At 56.4% G+C, this 15,966-nt stretch carries 12 protein-coding genes and 1 pseudogene; 4 read left to right on the forward strand and 9 right to left on the reverse strand.

Going from position 1 to position 15,966, the window contains the following annotated elements:
* Window positions 1-115: 115 nt before the first annotated feature.
* Complete coding sequence (locus BLS87_RS05770) at window positions 116-811, reverse strand: CerR family C-terminal domain-containing protein (protein WP_074750951.1); 696 nt, start codon at window positions 809-811, stop codon at window positions 116-118.
* 232 nt (window positions 812-1,043) lie between these two features.
* Here BLS87_RS05770 and BLS87_RS34570 point away from each other — a divergent pair.
* A pseudogene (locus tag BLS87_RS34570) lies at window positions 1,044-1,166 on the forward strand (DCC1-like thiol-disulfide oxidoreductase family protein); the annotation flags it as partial.
* A gap of 319 nt (window positions 1,167-1,485) precedes the next feature.
* Here the strand turns inward: BLS87_RS34570 and BLS87_RS05780 are convergent.
* The 6 genes from BLS87_RS05780 to gcvA all read right to left on the reverse strand — a co-directional run bounded on the left by BLS87_RS05780 (window position 1,486) and on the right by gcvA (window position 11,181).
* Window positions 1,486-2,025: a P-loop NTPase family protein gene (locus BLS87_RS05780; RefSeq protein ID WP_074750953.1), complete on the reverse strand. Its 540-nt coding sequence runs from the start codon at window positions 2,023-2,025 to the stop codon at window positions 1,486-1,488.
* Between the two features lie 776 nt (window positions 2,026-2,801).
* Complete coding sequence (locus BLS87_RS05790; protein ID WP_074750954.1) at window positions 2,802-4,433, reverse strand: BCCT family transporter; 1,632 nt, start codon at window positions 4,431-4,433, stop codon at window positions 2,802-2,804.
* A 278-nt stretch (window positions 4,434-4,711) separates the two neighbouring features.
* Window positions 4,712-6,208 (reverse strand): CoA-acylating methylmalonate-semialdehyde dehydrogenase, encoded by a 1,497-nt coding sequence (locus BLS87_RS05795; protein WP_074750956.1) that lies wholly within the window; start codon window positions 6,206-6,208, stop codon window positions 4,712-4,714.
* A 48-nt stretch (window positions 6,209-6,256) separates the two neighbouring features.
* Window positions 6,257-7,414, reverse strand: coding sequence for an iron-containing alcohol dehydrogenase (locus tag BLS87_RS05800; protein WP_074750958.1), 1,158 nt, complete (start codon window positions 7,412-7,414; stop codon window positions 6,257-6,259).
* Between the two features lie 129 nt (window positions 7,415-7,543).
* Window positions 7,544-10,042 (reverse strand): CoA transferase, encoded by a 2,499-nt coding sequence (locus BLS87_RS05805; protein ID WP_074750960.1) that lies wholly within the window; start codon window positions 10,040-10,042, stop codon window positions 7,544-7,546.
* A 209-nt stretch (window positions 10,043-10,251) separates the two neighbouring features.
* Window positions 10,252-11,181 carry a transcriptional regulator GcvA gene (gene gcvA, locus BLS87_RS05810; RefSeq protein WP_074750962.1) on the reverse strand — a complete coding sequence of 310 codons (930 nt, stop codon included), beginning with the start codon at window positions 11,179-11,181 and terminating at the stop codon, window positions 10,252-10,254.
* A gap of 77 nt (window positions 11,182-11,258) precedes the next feature.
* Between gcvA and acuR the strand changes: the two genes are divergently transcribed.
* Window positions 11,259-11,891 carry an acrylate utilization transcriptional regulator AcuR gene (gene acuR / locus BLS87_RS05815; RefSeq protein ID WP_083370626.1) on the forward strand — a complete coding sequence of 211 codons (633 nt, stop codon included), beginning with the start codon at window positions 11,259-11,261 and terminating at the stop codon, window positions 11,889-11,891.
* A gap of 47 nt (window positions 11,892-11,938) precedes the next feature.
* Window positions 11,939-12,922, forward strand: a complete 984-nt coding sequence (gene acuI / locus BLS87_RS05820; protein WP_074750964.1) for an acrylyl-CoA reductase (NADPH) — start codon at window positions 11,939-11,941, stop codon at window positions 12,920-12,922.
* A 348-nt stretch (window positions 12,923-13,270) separates the two neighbouring features.
* On the opposite strand, the gene BLS87_RS34575 is transcribed toward acuI, so the two are convergent.
* Together BLS87_RS34575 and BLS87_RS05830 are read right to left on the reverse strand one after the other, a co-directional pair.
* On the reverse strand, window positions 13,271-13,414 hold the full coding sequence (locus BLS87_RS34575; RefSeq protein WP_074750966.1) for an AbrB family transcriptional regulator: 144 nt from the start codon (window positions 13,412-13,414) through the stop codon (window positions 13,271-13,273).
* Window positions 13,415-13,764: 350 nt separating this feature from the next.
* Window positions 13,765-14,739, reverse strand: a complete 975-nt coding sequence (locus BLS87_RS05830; RefSeq protein WP_074750968.1) for a DNA-binding protein — start codon at window positions 14,737-14,739, stop codon at window positions 13,765-13,767.
* Between the two features lie 78 nt (window positions 14,740-14,817).
* On the opposite strand from BLS87_RS05830, the gene BLS87_RS05835 reads away from it, so the two are divergent.
* The gene (locus BLS87_RS05835; RefSeq protein ID WP_208605139.1) at window positions 14,818-15,945 is read left to right on the forward strand and encodes a tyrosine-type recombinase/integrase; all 1,128 of its coding nucleotides are present in this window, start codon (window positions 14,818-14,820) and stop codon (window positions 15,943-15,945) included.
* The last annotated feature ends 21 nt before the right edge of the window (window positions 15,946-15,966 follow it).

Genomic DNA, 15,966 nt, shown 5'->3' on the forward strand with positions numbered 1-15,966 from the left:
TATAGGAAAGGTATGTACACGAAGGGAAGCCTGAATCATGCCGGGAGCACTCGTTCAAAGGGCGTTCCGAAGACGTGATGCATAGATTGACAGGGGACATTCAATGAGACAGCGATCAACTCTGTCGGGCCAGCCCTTCCAGCGTAAATCGCGCCTGAGCAAGCACGATGCCTCTAATCATTTCCATTTCCTTGTGATTGACTTCTTTCCAGTTCAGCGCTGACAAAAGCCGTGATTTGTGAGCACGAAACGCTAACCCTTGAGTGAACAACGCCATGGAATGAAGGATCGTGCGATCGTCTCCAACTTCGAATCCAGACAGACGAGCAATTAGAAGCCGCATGACGGAATCGATGCGGGCTTTGAATTTCCGCTCAAAAATCACGGTGGCGCTTGGAGGACACGAACCCGCCTGCTGACGATCGAAAAAAACGCGCCACGCCCCCATCTGTGTAGTGTCTTTGGTTGTCGAGAGCACAGCTCCCAGAATCCCGATAGCGCCCTCGATCAACATCTGATCGCTCGAGGTACCGTCGCCAACCGCACGTTCGGCGGCGTCAACTGCCGCGCCCATCTTCTGCCAGAGCAGCGTAATCAGATGCTCGACGCACTGGAGATACACGCCTTCCTTGCTATCGAAGTAGTACTGAATGGAAGGCGGGTTGACCCCGGCAGCCTTGGCGATGTCACGGGTGGAGGCTCTCTCGTACCCACATTCTCCGAACACTGCGACGGCGGCCAGAAGAATGGCAGCACGGGTCTCTTCACCACGCTGATAGCCCCCCTCGCTTGCCGGTCTGTGTCTTGCCATTTACAGCTCCAATCAAAATCCGTATGAGTATGCCAGTCTGGCAAATACACGCTGGCAGAATCTATAGATAATTCGCAGCTGTACAGCCGCTCACTCTTCGCGTTAGGGCTATTCGATAATGATCATTCGTTGCATAGCGATCCCGCCATACGATGACCCTCAATTGCCGCTGCGCAGAGGCCGCAGTAGTGCCCCCTCTGATTCATTTTACCCCGCACCTAGTAAAACCCTGATGCTGTTTGACGGTGTCTGCAAGCTTTGTAACGGCGGCGCTAAATTTTTGATCCGATATGACCGCTACCATCGCGTCCGACTGGCAACTGTACAGTCGCCTGAAGGTCAAGCGTTGTTCTCTTGAGCAGGTTTAGGGGTGGATACATTTGACACGATGGCGGTCATTCGCGACCACCACGAAGGTAATGAGGCGGATCGAGTATCTACCCTAAATGCATACACTTCTGTCTTATTTTTGCCGCTGCAGGCCAGCAGCTTCAGGTCGGTAGGTGCCTCTGGGCCAATTCCACGAAGCGGGTTTCGTAGGGCGTGGACCGTTTCGCAAAGTTAACCAAGGGTGAAGGCATGTTGGTCTAGCCAAGTTTCTTCAACCGGCAGATATCGGCCAGAAGCGGCCGTTCACAATCGGCACCCTCCGTACCAAAGCTATCAGCCGTCGATCAATCTCGTGGAGTTCGACCCGCCGAATATCCAATGCTCGTGAGAAACATGTTGGTATCCCGGTTAGAGCGCAGACGAACAACGCGGCATGCTGATGGTGCAGTCGCCACGAGTTGCTGCATCTTCACCCGAGCTGTTTTATTCGTCCGCCACATGAATCTAAAAAACTCTGGCAGGTTCGCCAGCAGTTCGGGGCAGTTCTCCGGTAGATCAGGCCGAGATCGACCGCGCTGGATCAGCGTCCTCAGCAGCACGCGCCAGAATCGAAGCGTCGCTGAACGATCAATCCATATCAACAGATCTGCACGGGCCATTCGATTCTCCCAAGTGACTGAATGGCCACCTTCGAATATCCAACGATCACGGGCCTCGACCTCGTAACAAAGGTGTGTTTTCTCGTCCCGGCTTCGTTCAATCCACCCTGGCTGCCAGTGGATAGTGTCTATATGAACGACTGGCAAGCCCGTGCGTAGGCCAAGGTTACGCGCCAAAGTGCTTTTGCCCGACCCAGGCTGACCAATAATCATCACGCGCTGCATCGAAGCTCCTTCTCGCTATGCGCGCCGTTTTTTGGGGTGACGATTTTACGTCAACTTCCAACTCCGTCAACACGCGGCCAGCCAAGCCCTGGTAGTCGCGACCGTCCCCTTTGGGTCGACAGCTGTCTCAGGGTTGGTCATCCGCATCACGAATCGGTCTGAGCACTATCACCCCGTTAATCAGTTGCGAAATTGCACTCCACTTGACCACCTGATTGCATCGGTACTGACCACTCGTTTGCATTGCACGTGACCAGGCGATTGCATTCGATCAGACCACCGATTGCATCGGCTTTGACCAGCACGCTTAGTAAACATGATCGGTAGAGAGCTGCCCATTGCTGCCGCTGGCGAAAGGTAGTCATCGGCCGATTCTGTTGAAAAAGTCGGCCATGGTTTCCGCAGTTGAAAAGTACGCGTCCGAGATTGAAATCTTTACTTTTAGCAGAGGTTTCCAGAAGCAGATTTCACGTAGCAGCGTGTAAAAAAGGCGTTTTCACCGGTCAATGATCAGGCAGCTTTGGATGACCGATTTTTTCAACAGAATCGGCCAAAAGCTGCCTGTCACGAAATGTAGAAGTCGACCCATAGCGGCAGGTTAGAGTGTCTACGAAATTAGGGGCGATTCACCCACTCTCCTTCCACTCTGAGCCAGGACTGGATCTTGATGAGTGAGAGCCGCTCCAATAAGTACTCCTGCAAAAGCAGCGGAGACCAGCCCGAACAAAAGGGCCAGTCGATCCACAACACCTAGCCTCTGACCGTGCCAGTTTTAATCACTCGCGCAATGGGACAGGCATCGGCTCCAGCATGACTGGCCTTGCCGCATCTTCTGCTAGCTTCGCAACCGGATGCTGCGAAACAGCAAACACCACTTCTCCATGCTCCAACTGATCACCAAAATCCGTTTTGATCATGCGTATCAGTGACCAGGCAAGCACTCCAAGCACCGGAATCAAAGGAAGCGCCACAACGATGGTAGAAGTTTGCACAGCCTTGAGTCCCCCAACCTTAATCAGGCCAATGCCAATCACAGCCAGAAGCAGCGCCCATACAATCCTCAACCAACGTTGCGGTTCTTCATAGCCGCTAAGTTCGTAAGAAGTAACAGACGCCAGGACGTAAGCTGCCGAATCCAACGTAGTCGCGAGAAACACGAAACACAGCAACACGAACCCAGCGATGACAACGCTGGACATCGGCATGGTTTTTAGAATGGCAAGGACGGCTGCGGGGATACCTTGCTGGGTCAGGATCGCACTGATATCCAGCACGCCCGACAATTGCAGGTTCAATGAGTAGCCACCCCAGACGGCAAAGAATACCCAACAACCCAAACTGCCCCAGACCAACTCAGCAATGATCAACTCCTTGATGGTGCGGCCGCGTGAAATCCGCGCCACGAACAAGCCCATCATCGGTGCGTAGGCTATCCACCAGGCCCAGTAGAAGATGGTCCAGTCTTGTGGGAACGAGCCTTTGGCAATGGGATCAGTCCAGAGGCTCATGTGGACGAAGTTGTTGATCATCAATCCGAGGCTATTGGCCCAACCGTTGAGCAGTATCAGCGTCGGGCCAATGACCGCGACGAACGCCAGCAACAGCAGAGCCAGATAGACGTTGATATCGCTGAGTAATTTGATGCCCTTGCTCAGGCCAAACCAGACACTCATACCGAACATCAGGGTCCAGAGGGCCAGTATGACCATGTCAAATGTGAAGGATGGTTGAACGCCAAAAACATCACTTGCAAGGGTCGACACCAGTGGCACTGCCAGACCAAGGGAGGTCCCCACGCCACCGACAATGCCGAACACTACCACGGTATCCAATAACACCCCTAACCAGCCATTTGCCTTGTCCCCCAGGACACCACGCGCGGCAACCGACAGGCGCACCCCAGGTTGCCGACGCACATACATGGAGTAGGCAATGGGCAACGCTGGTAGACAGTAAAACGCCCACGGCGTCAGGCCCCAATGGAACTGTCCGTAGGTCAGCGCCCATTCGGCTGCCTCACGGCTATGGGCCGCAACATTCATGGGGGGGCTATTGAAATAGTAGATCGGCTCGACCCAGGCCCAGTTGACGATGGCAATACCAATGCCGCCGCAGAAAATCATTGCCACCCAACTGAAGTAGGAAAACTCGGGAGCATCCCCCTCCCGGCCAAGACGGATGTTTCCGTAACGTCCGAAGGCGAGCCACAGCAGGAATGTAACAACCGCCAACCCCGACGTCAGGTATAGCCAGCCGAAACTCCCGGTGGAGAAGGCGAACATCTGGTTGATGATCGCTTCGCCCGACTTGGGGAAAGCAAGTAGGGGGATGGTGATGCCCAGTATTACAATCAGTGAGGGCCAGAACACTCGTCCATCGAGCGCAGCCCCAGTACGGACCTTATTCATTTTTCAAGACTCCTCAGAAGCGCATACCTTCCACGAAAATAGAAAGCCTGGAAGCCGGATCAACTCCGGAAATAGTCCAAAGGGTCGATCGGTCATCCGCTTGACAGGAGGTGTTGGGAAGAGCAGCAGAGCGAGAACTTCTTGTGTTTTTTGTTCATTATCGTCTCTCGGTTATTTGGATTACCGCAGCGAATTAACGCCGCACAGGTAACGCTGAATGAGGCGAGTTTCAGCGACCAGACGGCAGCCAGGCAGCGCCGGCCGGTCGCCGCGACCTGTCATTTCATGGTTGGCATAGAGAACTCGACGCCCTCGCGCACACCCGAAGATGGCCAGCGCTGCGTCACGGTTTTGCGACGGGTGTAGAAGCGCACGGCATCTGGTCCGTAGGCATGCAGGTCCCCAAACAGTGAACGCTTCCAGCCACCGAAACTGTGATAGGCCACCGGTACCGGTAACGGTACGTTGATACCGACCATGCCAACCTTGATGTTGTCGGAGAAGTACCGGGCAGCCTCACCATCGCGGGTGAAAATACAGGTGCCATTGCCGTACTCATGGTTGTCGATCAGCGCCATCGCGTCTTTCATGCTGGCGACGCGCACCACCTGCAGTACCGGGCCGAAGATTTCTTCCTTGTAGCTGACCATCTCCGGGGTTACACGATCGATTAGGGTGCCGCCGACGAAGAAGCCGCCCTCATAGCCTGGAACACAGGACTCGCGGCCATCGACCACGACAGTAGCGCCCTGCTCTTCTGCGCTGTTGATATAGCCGATCACCTTCTGCTGATGCTGGCGCGTAATCACCGGGCCGAAATCGTTCTTGCTGTCGGTATGCGCACCGACTTTCAGGCTTTGCATGGCCACCTGCATTTTCTCGACCAATGCATCCGCAGCGGCATCGCCCACCGCAACAGCTACCGACAGGGCCATGCAGCGTTCACCAGAAGAGCCAAAGGCTGCACCGAGAAGCTGATTGACAGCATTGTCGATGTCGGCGTCCGGCATCACGATAGCGTGGTTTTTTGCCCCGCCCAGCGCCTGACAGCGCTTACCGTGGGCAGTAGCTGTGGAGTAGATGTATTCGGCAACTGGTGTCGAGCCAACGAAACTTACCGCCTGAACGCGGGGGTCGCGAAGGAGGATGTCTACTGCTTCCTTATCACCGTTGACAACGTTCAGTACGCCTTTGGGCAGGCCGGCTTCATGGAGCAATTGGGCAATGTACAGGGTGGAACTTGGATCACGTTCCGACGGTTTGAGGATGAAGCAGTTCCCGCTAGCGATCGCCATAGGGAACATCCACAGCGGCACCATGACCGGGAAGTTAAACGGTGTAATCCCCGCGACCACTCCCAGCGGTTGGAATTCGCTCCAGGAGTCGATGTTAGGCCCGACATTCTTGCTGTGCTCGCCCTTGAGCAACTCAGCGATACCGCAGGCGTATTCGACATTCTCGATGCCGCGTTGTAGCTCGCCGGCAGCATCGTGCGAGATTTTCCCATGCTCTTCGCCAACCAATCGGCAAATGGTTTCGGCGTTCTGTTCCAGAAGTTCCTTGAAGCGAAACATCACTCGCGCACGCTTCATTGGCGGCGTGTCACGCCACGCGGGGAATGCCGCTTCTGCAGCCGCGATAGCACGCTCTACGGTCTGCGCAGACGCCAGTGCAACCTGGTGAGAAACTTCGCCGGTTGCGGGGTTGAAAACGTCCTGGGTGCGTTTGGCGTCGGTGATGGTGTCGCCGTTGATCAGGTGGCCTACGGTGGTCATGAAAACACTCCTCGTACAGTCAAGACAGGTTCGAAAAAAGGTGCGGGATTACCAGAGATTGCGGTACAGCTCGACCATTTCGGCTTCGCTGGGGACTCGGGGGTTATTGCCTGGCGAGCCGGATGCCAGCGCCTGGCTGGCCATGGTCGGCATCAGCGCGAAAAATTGCTCACGGTCTATGCCGAATGCCGCCGGCGTAGGAACATTCAACTCGCGGTTGATCGCTTCCAGTTCAACCAGCAACTTCTCGACCGCAAAGTCATCGCTATCCGAGGAGGTGGCAACACCCATCGCCCGGGCGCAATCGGCGTAACGTCGCTGCGCCGAGGGAATGGAGTAAGCGGTAACGGCAGGCAGCAACATGGCATTGGAAAGCCCGTGCGGTACATGGAAGAACGCACCGATGGGTCGACTCATGCCGTGCACCAGCGCGACAGACGCCGACGAAAACGCCAGGCCAGCCAGAGTCGAGCCCAGCATGACGGCTTCACGGGCATCGCGATCATCGCCGTGGTGATAAACCTGCCTAAGGTTCGGCCCGATTAGACGCATGGCCGCCAGCGCCTGTGCATCGCTGAACAGGTTGGCCTTCTTGCTGACATAAGCCTCGATCGCATGGGTCAGCGCATCGATTCCAGTGTCGGCGGTAACCCGCGGCGGCAGGCTCAAGGTCAATTCGTAATCCACCAATGCAGCCACAGGCATAAAGCCTGCGCCGACGCAGAGCATTTTTTCGTCGCTCTGCTCATCGGTGATGATGGTGAAACGCGTCACTTCCGAACCGGTCCCCGCAGTGGTAGGAATGGCAATAATGGGCAAGCCGCTTTCTGTCACGTTTCTGGGGAATTTATAGTCGCGCATGACACCGCCGAATCTGGCGAGAATGCCAATCGCCTTGGCACTGTCGATGGGGCTACCACCACCCAGCGCAATGATGCTGTCGTACCCCCCATCACGGGCAACGGCAACACCGGCCTGGATCGAGGCGACCGTGGGCTCGGGTACGGTGTCGTAGAACACGTCGGCATTAAGACCTTGGCTGGTTAGGGCATCGCAAATGCGCTGCGCATAGCCCAACTCCACCATCATGCGATCGGTGATAATCAGAGGCCGAGAGCAGCAGAGGCTGGCCAGAATCTGCGGAATCTGTTGGCTAGCACCGGCTCCGGTTTGAAGGATGCGCGGAAGAATACTCGCGTAAGTCATGGTGCATTCTCTTTTCAGGACATGAGCGTGCCCGCAAGCAGGCTGGGCAACTCGTGTGTGAAGGATGGGTTGTCGTGGTCGGCGGCTCATTTCAGCTTCGATTGGAACCGCCGTGAAGCGTTTTGCCAGTCAGTTGGGCAGGTACGTTTCGCTCCAGCTCTCGCCGATGGCGCCGCTTTCCAGCAGCGAATGAATCTGCTCGGCGGAATATCCATAGCGCGCCAACACCTTGCGTGTTGAAGCACCAAACTTCTCCGCTGGCGCCAGCGCTCGGATCAGATGCGCGCGCGGACGGATTGCGTACGGATCAAGTTGGGTAATGCGGTGCCCACTTGGGTGGTCGCTGTACACGCTGAAGGCATAACTACCAACGCTGGTTCCTAGGAGACCATCTGTCGGACGGCTGTGTCGCTGGCGCAGGTTGTCGATATTGTCGGGCACCGCCGCTGCAATATTGGCAGCCTGCAAGCGATCCTGAAGCCTGATACCGCCCATCCGACTGAATGCCTGACTGAGGAAGGCTGCGCGATCAGGCGTGGCGATCACACCTGCCAACTCGACAATGGCAGCAAACTTAGGTAAATCGGACTCGTCGGCATCCAGGTAGATCCAACCGTCCGCCGTGCGATAGAAACGAGACAGATCGCTGTAGCCGAATGCTTCGCGACCGCTCGGTTCATCAAAGGGACCACGTCCTACAAAGTCATAGCAGAACGGAATCTGCACCAGGTTTCCGAGCGCAGCCAAAGACGTACGTGCACGATAAACTTCGCCAGTGTGATGCTTGCGGTACAACGCAGTGGCCACGCCCAGCGCGGCGGCGAAACCGCACATCACATCGATTGTGCCGACATGCGCATGTTCTTCTGGGGTGTCCATGCCACCACCGAATCGCAGCATGATGCCCGTGGTTGCCTGGATCAGATCGTCATAGCCGAGGTAGTCCGTACGCGGGCCACGACGCGGTCCGCCAAAACAGTCGAGCTGGCAGAAAATCACGCCGGGATTAACTGCCTGCAGGCTCGCCTCATCCAGTCCCAGTGGCGCCAGTTGGCGGTCGGGGGCATTCATGACAATGACATCGACTTCACGAACGAGACGATTGAAGACCTCACGCCCATCTGCTTGGTCGAGGTCAACCAGGATGCTTTCTTTGCCACGCGCCGAAGAGAGGCCAAACACGACCGTGTTCCATGGATCGTAGTTCGGAACCACCGGGTCGAGTTTGATCACCTCTGCGCCAAATCGGCCCAGGAACGAGGTTGAATGCGGTCCGGCAATCACGTTGGTGAGGTCGAGTACTTTTACACCGTCCAACCATCCGCCGGGGCTGTCGAGTTGAGGTGCTGGCAATATCGGCGCCGGACGCTCTTGCAACGTTGCCAGCGCCTCGTCGAAAGAGACATCCCGGCGGGACAGGGGCTTGAGCATGGTCTCAGCACAACCCTCCAGCCAGGCCAGCGGACCTGGTTGTTTCATTACGCCATACTCGTGGTCATTCACCTCGACGACCAAGCCTGCCGTATTGGCGTGCTCGTCATGGAGCCATTCCTGAGTGGAGCGGTGTGCGGCCCCCGGAAAGCGTCCCTCGCCAAAAATGACCTCCCACTCTGTTGCCGTTTTAGTGAGAAACACCTCTTTCATTCGCACCGAGATACGCGCAGCCCAATCGGCAGGGAGCGGATAGACGCCCAACGACGCATCGCCCTCCCGTTGATCCATAGACAAGTACGGATCGCTCACCTTAGGCAGACCGGCGGCGAGCATCTCCTCGTACAAGCCCATCGCCTGCAGACAACGCTTGGCATGTTTGCGGTGAGAAGGGCAAACCGCATAGAACTTGCGGCCATCTGCGCATTCATAGGTGCGATAGAACGGATCGAGATAGTCTTGCAGTTGCTCGTAGCTGAGGTTCATCGGCAAGTTTTGCGCTTTGCGCCGTTCACTTTCCTTCTCGCGCAAAGTCTTGTACCGCAGTGGGTAGCCGTCGATCTTGATGGAGTTATAGGACAGCCCCTCCATGACTGCAGCAGCCAGCGGCACTTCGATTTCATCACCAACACCGCTCTTTTCCCGTGCCTGTAACGCAAGTACCACGGACGAAACGGCGAGCATGGTTCCGTAGGCCGAAGCCAGTGGCAGCGGCGAGAAGCTCGGGTTGATACCCATCAACACACGGTTCTGCCCCATGTCGGTAAACACCCCGGACGCCGAGGCAATCACCGACTCGGTGGCACGCCATTCGCGGCGAAGTTGGTCGTTGTTGGCGAAGCCCGGAATGGACAGCGTGATCAGTTCTGGACGGGTGCGGCGGATCTCGGTGAAATTCAAACCGAGGTCAATCATTACCCCCGGACGAAAGTTCTCGATAACGATGTCTGCCTGTGCAATCAGTTCACGCACCTGGCGCAACCCATCAATGCTTTTCAGATCCAGACGCAGGCAGAGTTTGTTGCGATTGAGCGTGGCATTGGCCGGGCTGTCCCAGAGTGGGCCAGCAGGTGGGTCTATATGAATGACCGTAGCGCCAAGATCGGCGAGGATCATGGCCACCGCAGGACCGGCGATGTACTGCCCGAAATCGATGACGTTGACGCCCTGCAGAGGCAGTTTCTTAGCGTTTCCCATGAGGTAACCCTACGTAGCGCCGTGTAGGTCACGCGGACCTAACGCGGTTTATTGTTATTGTGAGTGCCTTGAGTAAACCGTTCATCCGGCCTGGCTTTCAGTACCGGCTGCTTGCGATCTGAGTGCTACTGTCAGAGAAATGCTCCACGACGGAAAGCAATAAAAAATGCCCCTAAGGGGGCATTTTTCTTATGGCTGTAATTTTCCTCTTATTGCTCGTAATCCTCCTGACTGCCAGACTTGGTCGCATTTCTGAAGTCTGTGGCCTCTGCACAAAGCCACTCGGCAAAAGCGGCCGCATCCGGGTTGACCATGCTGTGCGCGGCGTATACCAAGTAGAACGCCTCCTTCGTGGTGACCTCACTGCCAAAGGGCGCAACCAAACGACCGCTATCGAGCAAGTGCCTCACCAGCGATGAGCGAGCTAATGCGATACCCTGTCCCAACTCGGCCACTTCCAGCGCGGAAATCAGCGTGTCGAATTGCAACCCTTGAGATGAGTCGACATCCTCGGCACCGCTTTTCTTCAACCAATATCCCCAACCGTCTTCATACCCCAGCACATGCAGCAACTCATGCCGAATCAAGTCCTGTGGCTGGTTGAGAGGCGGCTCCCCTGCTGCAAGCGCCGCGGAGCAAACCGGCACCAGTGTGTCCCAGGTCAGACGCTCGGACTTGAGTCCCGGCCAACGACCTTGCCCGTAGCGGATATCCAGATCAGCGTCCGATTCAGAGTCTTCGACCCAGATGCTGCTAGCAATTCTCAGGTTGATCTGAGGGTACAAGCGGCGAAACTGAGGTAGGCGCATCGCTAGCCAATGGGTAAAAAACACCAGGCTGCTGCGCACGATCAAAGCGCTGCGATGACCCTGCCCGAAAATCTCATCGGTCGCCGCTGCCAGGCGCTCGACCGACTCCCGCACGACTGGAAAGTAGGACATTCCGGCCTCAGTCAGTTCGAGCCCGCGCGGTAGGCGCTTGAACAGAGCCGCGCCCAATTGCGACTCAAGGGCCTTCAATTGTTGGCTGATAGCCGCTTGAGTCAGATTGAGCTCTTGGGCAGCATGCGTGAAGTTCAATAGACGCGCTGAGGCTTCGAAAGCCCGCAACCAGTTCAACGGAGGAAGACGCTTTTTCATGGATCACCCAGGCTTCAATCGAAGCACTTGATCAATTGATGATTGACATTAGAGACAACCAGTCTAAATTAACTCGCATGACCACTATCAAGCCAGTCGTCCGTAGAGGACGCCCTCCGAAAGTTGCCCGCGAACATGCCGACACACGGGATGCGCTCCTGCATTGCGGGATGGAAATCCTCACGGAGCAGGGTTTAGCCGCAACCTCTATCGACACCGTACTCAAACTTATCCAAGTTCCCAAAGGCTCGTTCTATCACTATTTCGATAGTAAAGAAGCCTTCGGTCACGCAGTGCTTGGGCACTATGCCCAGTACTTTGCGCGCAAGCTTGATCGCTGTTTTCTAGACTCGCGCTTCACGCCACTGCAGAGGGTGTCCAACTTTGTCGAAGACGCCAAAGCCGGCATGACCAAGTACCAGTTCAGACGCGGTTGTCTGGTCGGCAATCTGGGCCAAGAGGTGTTGGTACTGCCGGAAAGCTTTCGCCAGCAATTAGACGCGGTACTGCACAACTGGCAGAACCGCTTGGCCATCTGCCTCGGTGAAGCGGTACAAGCAGGAGAGTTATCCAGCGACTGCGATTGTGACGCCCTTGCCGAATACTTCTGGATTGGTTGGGAAGGCGCAGTACTGCGTGCACGCCTAGTTCAAGGGGTTAGCCCTCTGGATGTGTTCATCAATGGTTTTCTTGCAGGCATCACCCGGTGACTGCTTGCGCCAATTTAAAGACGACCGGTCTAAATTAAGGAGTCGCTATGTTCAAAGCCATTCTCATCGACAGAAAAGACACAAATTATCAGGCCCGCATGGCCGAACTGGACGAATCACAATTGCCTGCCGCAGACGTTACTGTGCGCGTGGCATACAGCACACTGAACTTCAAAGATGCTCTCGCCATCACCGGCCAGAGCCCAGTTGTCCGACAGTTCCCGATGATTCCAGGTATAGACCTTGCGGGTACCGTGGAGAGCAGCGCCCACCCCGCCTACAAGCCGGGTGACCGGGTACTGCTGAACGGTTGGGGGGTGGGTGAAAGCCACTGGGGTGGGCTCGCGCAGAAAGCTCGAATCAATGGCGACTGGCTGATTCCCCTGCCCAGCGGCATTGATGAGCGTCAAGCCATGGCGGTTGGCACCGCAGGCTACACGGCGATGCTCTGCATCATGGCGCTTGAACGTCACGGCTTGGCTGCCGATCGTGGCAAGGTCTTGGTAACGGGGGCAAATGGCGGCGTCGGCAGCTTTGCGATCAGTCTGCTGGCACAGCGTGGCTATTCAGTGATTGCCTCCACTGGTCGCCCGACTGAAGCGGATTACCTACGCTCTCTAGGCGCAGAAACTATTATCGATCGCGCCGAACTCTCCGAACCTGGCAGACCATTGGCCAAGGAGCGCTGGGCCGCGGCCATCGACTCGGTCGGTAGCCATACACTGGCAAATGTCTGCGCAGCCACCCAAGCCGAAGGGCTAGTGGCTGCCTGCGGCCTGGCACAAGGCATGGACTTCCCCTCGAGCGTTGCGCCCTTCATTCTGCGCGGCGTCAGCTTGCTGGGCATCAATAGCGTTACTCAGCCATTCGCAAGGCGCGTCGAGGCTTGGGAACGAATTGCAGCAGAGTTTGACTTGAGCAACCTGGCACTCATCACTCGGGAAATCGGTCTGCAAGAAAGCATTGCTGCGTCGAGCGATCTTCTTAAAGGTAAGGTCCGCGGCCGACTGATTGTGAACGTGGACGGTTGACTCGAATGCTCAGAGAACACCCCGACGAGGCTGACCGGCCGCTTCTGGCCGATTCTGTTGAAAAAGTCGCTTCTTCCAGACTGCCCGCACACTGACCGCTGAAAACGTCTTTTTTACTCGCCACTACGCGATATCTGAGCCCGGAATTTCCTGTTCAACGCAAAGATTTCAATCTCAAGCGCGTACTTTTTGTCGTGGAAACCATGACGGACTTTTTCAACAGAATCGGCCGTTCTCTGCCGATCGTCACAACGGCGTGTACTGGTCAAGTCGAATGCAAACGGTTGGTCAGCACGGATGCAAATGGCTGGTCAGTGGCAATGCAAATGAGTGGTCAAGTCCATGCAATTACGCACCCAGTTCGATGCTCAGGGAGTCACCTAAACCGACGTTCATTCCTGCAAGGACATCTGGGGGAACATCAATGATGACGTCTCCGCTGCCATCACCCGGATCTTGGCATTTTACGACTGCCCGCACGGATTCACTCATAGGAAAAAGCCCTCTCGGGGATGATGGAGTGGGCCTCCATTTTACGCCCGCATAGCTCCACTGGCAGCTATCAGCCGATTCTGTTGAAAAAGTTGATTTTCTCGGATTGTCAGGAAGCTGGTCAATGAAGCAGCCTGTTTTGCGCGCTGCTACAAGAATTCTTTGTCCGAGTACCTGTGCGGCCACTCAAGATTTCAATCTCATGCGCGTACTTTTCTGTCGTGAAAACCGCGTCCGACTTTATCAATAGAATCGGCCAGGACCCGCCACTCAAATTATTCAGCTCCCGGGCGCGCAGGCAGACGACTACAGTTTCATAAGCCTGATCAGAAAACATCCGGCACCAAGGGCTAAGTGTCTTCCGGTGCCGCCGGTTTGGTGACACGTTTCCTGCGAGTCGGCTGCGCTTGGGAGCGCAAATGGGTAATCATTTGCTCCAAGGTTTCTGCCCTAGCTTGCTGCGCGGTTGCCGCATGCTGCGCGCTTTCAAGAAGGATGCAATTTTCGGCGAATTTGGCTTCCCACTCAACCAGCTGTCGCGCGCTTTGGGTTGAGAGGGCCTTCTGGGCGCCCTGCTCGGACTTAAGAAGGTCCAAGGCTTGTAGCGTTGTCTCGAGCCGCTTCTGCAGTTGGACCAATTGCTTCGCTGATTCCTTAAGTTGTACACCAGTTGCCTTGCTCTCCTCGCGAGCACGGTCGACCTCGCGGTGGGCACGCGCCTCCACGTCTCTCACATAGGTTTCCTGTGCTTTTCGAGCTTGGTCTGCGTCATACCGGTCCGACAGCAGTTGTCGTTCAAGCGACTGTATCCGCTCACGACCTGCATCGCGGTCATCCTTCAATCCGTCCCGTTGCTGTGTGAGGTCTTCGATTTGACGCAGGCCTTGCTCAAGCAGGCGTTCCAGATCAGCCAACCGGCGTTCAGCAAGCTGCTGTTGCGCGATCGCGGTCGCGGCCTGCTGACGATACTGAGCCGCCTCCTGCCGGGCCGCATCTTCGATCGCCAACATTTTTGCCCGTTCTTCCACAAGGACCTGCCGCTGGTCGTCTAGAGACTGTTCCGCCACATCTTCTGCAAGGCGCACAGCCTGCTGCCAGATCGTGATGAACGCCTGTGACACCTCGGAAGGCAAAGATGGAAGGCGAGTTTCACTTCTCAGACGTTGCGCCAGACGGTCCCACCATTGGTCCAGGAGGCTACCAACGCGTGCAGGGCTGCCGCGGCCCAATTCAAGCCGGACACGCTCGACTGTGGGCCTTTCCCCACGCGCCAGCACCGTGTCCGCGGCGGCAAAAACCTCCGATTCAGGAACTCCTACCGCCATGCTGAACCTCCGGCTATATTAGGTCTGATAAATGAAGTTTATCCGACTCTATTTTCTGATAACTGCTATTTTACTACGTTGAACGTAATGAATAAAACGATTGAATTGAATACGGCCGTTGATACCCCGTTGGAGCTGAACTGGCTCTCGGATAACGCTCGCGAAGCTGCAAAGGCCTTTATCGCTGCAGGCACCGCCGCCAATACCGTGCGCAGCTACCGTAGCGCCCTCGCCTACTGGTCGGCTTGGCTACAACTGCGCTACGGTCGGACTCTAGGCGACGCGCCACTGCCCGACACCGTGGCGGTACAGTTCATTCTCGATCACCTGGCGCGGCCACTCGACAATGGCAACTGGTCCCACCTCCTCCCAGCGTCGATTGACGCGGCATTGGTCGCTGCCAAAGTGAAAAGCAAGCTAGGTGCGCTGGCCTTCAATACCGTCAGTCACCGGTTGGCGGTGATGAGCAAATGGCATCAGGTGAATGAATGGCCGAGCCCAAGCGAGTCCTTAGCGGTCAGAACGCTGTTGCGCGAGGCACGCAAGGCGCAGAGCCGGCGAGGCGTGCAGGTGCGCAAGAAAACGGCAGTGGTACTCGAACCCCTGCAGGCGCTTTTGGCCACCTGCACCGATAGCGTACGTGGCATTCGGGATCGCGCCCTTCTCCTGTTGGCCTGGAGTGGTGGCGGCCGTCGACGCTCGGAGGTGGTAGCTCTTACGGTCAAGGATGTGCGGCCATTGGATGCTGATACCTGGCTCTATACCCTGGGCGCGACCAAGACAGACACCAGCGGTGTCCGTCGGGAGAAACCCTTGCGAGGCGCGGCTGCGCAAGCTCTGGCGGCCTGGTTAGAAGTTGCACCTACCGCTAACGGCCCGCTCTTTCGGCGCTTGTACAAAGGTGGAAGAGTCGGCAGCGAGGGGCTTTCAGGAGATCAAGTCGCGAGGATCGTTCAGCGCCGCGCGAAGCTCGCAGGCCTAGAAGGCGATTGGGCGGCACACAGTTTGCGCTCCGGATTCGTTACTGAAGCAGGAAGGCAGGGCGTGCCCATGGGCGAAGTCATGGCGATGACAGAACACCGCAGCGTTGCTACGGTGATGAGCTATTTCCAAGTAGGCATACTGCTGGAAAGCAGAGCGACGAAGTTGCTGCCAGACACAATCACAGAACCACCAGTTGCAAAAACGATCAACACGCAAGATTAAAAATTCGTCGAGAGTTGCCCC

Source organism: Pseudomonas abietaniphila, from assembly GCF_900100795.1.
Classification (GTDB): Bacteria; Pseudomonadota; Gammaproteobacteria; order Pseudomonadales; family Pseudomonadaceae; genus Aquipseudomonas; species Aquipseudomonas abietaniphila.

Coding starts and splice junctions, on each gene's coding strand:
- BLS87_RS05770 (WP_074750951.1), bottom strand. CDS start 811: ATGGCAAGACACAGACCGGCAAGCGAGGGGGGCTATCAGCGTGGTGAA.
- BLS87_RS05780 (WP_074750953.1), bottom strand. CDS start 2,025: ATGCAGCGCGTGATGATTATTGGTCAGCCTGGGTCGGGCAAAAGCACT.
- BLS87_RS05790 (WP_074750954.1), bottom strand. CDS start 4,433: ATGAATAAGGTCCGTACTGGGGCTGCGCTCGATGGACGAGTGTTCTGG.
- BLS87_RS05795 (WP_074750956.1), bottom strand. CDS start 6,208: ATGACCACCGTAGGCCACCTGATCAACGGCGACACCATCACCGACGCC.
- BLS87_RS05800 (WP_074750958.1), bottom strand. CDS start 7,414: ATGACTTACGCGAGTATTCTTCCGCGCATCCTTCAAACCGGAGCCGGT.
- BLS87_RS05805 (WP_074750960.1), bottom strand. CDS start 10,042: ATGGGAAACGCTAAGAAACTGCCTCTGCAGGGCGTCAACGTCATCGAT.
- gcvA (WP_074750962.1), bottom strand. CDS start 11,181: ATGAAAAAGCGTCTTCCTCCGTTGAACTGGTTGCGGGCTTTCGAAGCC.
- acuR (WP_083370626.1), top strand. CDS start 11,259: ATGACCACTATCAAGCCAGTCGTCCGTAGAGGACGCCCTCCGAAAGTT.
- acuI (WP_074750964.1), top strand. CDS start 11,939: ATGTTCAAAGCCATTCTCATCGACAGAAAAGACACAAATTATCAGGCC.
- BLS87_RS34575 (WP_074750966.1), bottom strand. CDS start 13,414: ATGAGTGAATCCGTGCGGGCAGTCGTAAAATGCCAAGATCCGGGTGAT.
- BLS87_RS05830 (WP_074750968.1), bottom strand. CDS start 14,739: ATGGCGGTAGGAGTTCCTGAATCGGAGGTTTTTGCCGCCGCGGACACG.